General features: G+C 38.4%; 3 protein-coding genes. All 3 read right to left on the bottom strand.

Annotation, left to right across the window (positions count from 1 at the left end; all coding sequences use genetic code 11):
* Window positions 1-78: 78 nt before the first annotated feature.
* Window positions 79-1,566, bottom strand: a complete 1,488-nt coding sequence (locus tag CK510_RS28105) for an S-layer homology domain-containing protein (RefSeq protein ID WP_095724782.1) — start codon at window positions 1,564-1,566, stop codon at window positions 79-81.
* 69 nt (window positions 1,567-1,635) lie between these two features.
* Window positions 1,636-2,592, bottom strand: a complete 957-nt coding sequence (locus CK510_RS28100; RefSeq protein WP_245912479.1) for a glycosyltransferase family protein — start codon at window positions 2,590-2,592, stop codon at window positions 1,636-1,638.
* A gap of 166 nt (window positions 2,593-2,758) precedes the next feature.
* A complete protein-coding gene (locus tag CK510_RS28095; RefSeq protein WP_095724781.1) occupies window positions 2,759-3,286 on the bottom strand; it encodes a glycosyltransferase in 528 nt (175 codons plus the stop codon).
* Between the last annotated feature and the right edge of the window lie 208 nt (window positions 3,287-3,494).

The raw sequence follows: 3,494 nt of genomic DNA, 5'->3' as shown, positions 1-3,494 counted from the left end.
TAATCTTGTATCAGCTTGGAATAAAAAGGATTGAAACCCTTATTTTGATTGGGTTTTAACTTATTCAGCAAGCCCTATTTATCTTTTCAACTTCAACGCATCTGTAGCCGAAACGCCGTCACCTTGAGTACCGAAATACCACAAAGCGGCTGCGGCTTCTGCACGATTTACAGGTTTTTTGGGTTGAAATAGTGTTGTATAACCAAATACACGACGAATATTCGATTGTTCGCCATTTTGAAAGTCTGCTAAAACCGCCCGTAAAGCTTTCGGGTCAATTTTTCCGGTATCTTGAAAACCCCAAGTTTGCTTGACTGCTTCCAAATTTGCCGTAGGTAATGCTTGTCTAGTATCGAGGGGTAATTTCCACAAAATCAACTGTTCCCGCGTCAGTGGTGCATCAGGGCGAAATAATACTTCCGTAGCATCACCTGATAGTGGACTGGGAATTAAACCAGCTTCCGCAAGTCCTTGAATTACGGGGAAATCAGGATTATTTTTTGCTACATCACTAAATGTAGATTGCGTAGTTTCCGCCGCTAGACGAATTTGTTTTGCTGGATTATTGGTATACATTGCATTATTTGCTGCTACTAACCAACGAGCATATTCGCGTCTGGTAATAGCTTTGCCTGGTTCAAATAAGTTTGTGGCAGGATTAGAGTTGGCTTTTGTGGAGCTATTTGCGGAAACTGGTAAAACTCCTAAAGCTGCTAAATCCTGGATATATTGCTGTAACTGTTGTGGAGCTTTTTTAATGTCGCTGTATTGCTGCGGATTGATTGCGTTAGCGTTCGTTCCCGCAGGGTAGCTCTCCGCAGGAATTGCACCACTCGTCACAGGTATATTAGCTGGTACATTATTATTAGTTGGAGGATTCTCTGCAACTTGGGTTCCTGGTGGAATTGGACCGATAAATTCTGGAGTACCAGGTTGGGGAAGGTTGCTAGCGGTATTTGCTGGGGGAGTTTCTGTCGTTTCTGTCGTTTGTGGAGTGGGAATTGCTGTTGGATTTGATATTGTTGCATTTGATGCAAAAGCTGTACCGTTGGGGGAATAATCAATCCGCAATTCTGTAGATGATTGTACCTGCTTGGATACGGGATTTGTCACCGACTTTGGTTGAATCGATATTTTTACTAATAAATTATTTTTTTTAGCTTCAAATGTACCCCCAGCATCATCGCTAGGTTGTTGGGTAATTTGCCAATTCCCAGATTGAAATTGAGTGCGATAAAAACTCGCGATCGCATTACTCGGATCGGAACTATCCCAACGTGTTAATACCTGATTTTCTATACCTGGAGTAACTTCCTGTAGCTTTGCGCTGGTATAAACAATATCTTTAGGAAAATCAGCAGGTAGTTGAATTGTCGCTTCAGCTTGGGGGGTTGGAGTTGGGTTGACTTGGTTGGTACCCAAACTCAATGGATTATCTTTCAAACGCGGATCGGCAGCCAAAGATTTTTCAAAATCCTTGGCAGATGGGTTGTTAGCGCAAGCGGTTAAGGTAGTCAAGATAACTGCCAAACTCAGAAAGACAAATGGACGTTTGAGATACAACACGGATAGTTAGAAATTTAGTGCTATTTTCTACCCTAGCGCATTTGGATTTTAGATTTCAGATTTTAGATTTTACCCACGATTACAGGAAAAATGTCTGAATAGGGCAAAACGAATCAACTTGCCTGGTGTTTTGGAATTTTGTACTATTTTGGGACGGAGGAAACGTCCTAAAAGTAAACGGGCAATCCCTTTACAACGAGCTTGAAATCTGACTGAGAAAAATGCCATAACTGGATTTTTTTGATTTGCTGCGTAAATTGGGGTAAATGCTAGTTTGCCATAAAGCACATCTGCACGATGGGTTTTGCTGAGTTGATGTTGATGGTGTTCGGGATTGGGTGCGCCACCATGCTCGCCGTAGTTACGCCAGGGGATATAATTTTTGAAGTTGCGATCGCGCAAATATTTGTCTAGTGTCGAATCCCAACTTGAGTAGTTTTTATTACCATGTTTTTGCGTAACTTCATCTGCTAATCCTAGTAATGTTTTAGCTGCTAAGGGAGTCACGATATAGGCTACAGTAGAAACAGAAAAGCCTTCGGCATGACCTTGGGGAGAAATACTATATATTTGGGGGGCACAGGTATATAACCAGCTAACACCTACATTCGATTGATTGGGATCAAATTGCAGGGGAAGTTTAGCAATTCCGAATACGGGTACAAAATCTGCTTCAATTATTAAAGTTGGTTTGGTTTCTGTTGCAGCAGTTTCCCATGCACGACAATGATTCATTAAGCATAGATAACTGTGAGAATAGTTTTGGTATTCAGGTTTATTTTCTTGCCTGAGAACTTCACATTCAAAACCTGCTTGGGTGAATATTTTCTCTAATTGTTCTGTTGATTCTTTGTAGGCAATTATTAGGACTTTACTGATATTTTTAACAAGTGAATTATTGATACTTACTTGATTATTTGATTTTATATTTGCAAGTGAATTATTGATAATTCCAATTTCCACAGTCTGATTTTCCACTTTCATTTCTTTGTCAGTATTTTTTGTATATATATTATTCGTATTCATGATGTATGATTATTCTGTACTTGTAGTTAAAACAACTTATTTATACTCGCATTGATTTTCAAATGTCTAGGTAGATATTACTGATAAAAAATATTGTTTTATGTTGTCTTAGTCTAATGAATCAGCAGAGTATAATACACCCAAATAACATCGGATTCAGGTGAGATTAGGTATTGAGGACACAGTGAGAAGGTAAATATTGATTGAGATGCAAAATTTCAAGATATTGGGATACAGCTTCTGAATAAGAAAATTGATTCAGCCAATCAGATTTAATAACAGGATAATTCCCAGATAAAACCTTTAAAATTGCATTTGCCATTGCCTGACTATCACCCACATTTACTAGTGAACCATATTTGCCATTCGCTAAAATTTCCGCAGGTCCATTTGGGCAATTTGTCGAAACTACTGGAGTTCCTACAGCTAAAGCTTCGACAATCACATTTCCAAATCCTTCCCATGCTGAAGATAAGACAAATACTGATGCACGTGACATGTAAGCATAGGGATTTTCTTGAAACCCCAACATTGCCACATCTTTTTCCAAGCGAAGTTCTTGTATCAGGGTATTTAATTCAGTATATTGTTCTCCGTTTCCCAAAATTATCAACCGCGATCGCATGACTTTTCTAACTTGGGAAAATGCACGACAACGCAGAAAAATCGCGATATGGGGTGGTGATTTGGACATATTTGTGAATACAAGGGCAAATTTGGATGTTTTGTTGACATTAATTTTTGTATATTTTTAAGATTCCCCTAAAATATACAAAAATCACACTTGTATTCATCAAATATTCATCAAAATAAATTATGGAGATGATTGGGGATTGGAGAAAGATAGATGTGATATATCGCGTCTCTACATTTTCAATATTTGAAATTTAATATTTCAAATA

This window comes from Brunnivagina elsteri CCALA 953, assembly GCF_002289455.1.
Classification (GTDB): domain Bacteria; phylum Cyanobacteriota; class Cyanobacteriia; order Cyanobacteriales; family Nostocaceae; genus Brunnivagina; species Brunnivagina elsteri.
The sequence above is the reverse complement of the archived record's forward strand: the minus strand, read 5'-3'. Positions and strand labels throughout refer to the sequence as shown.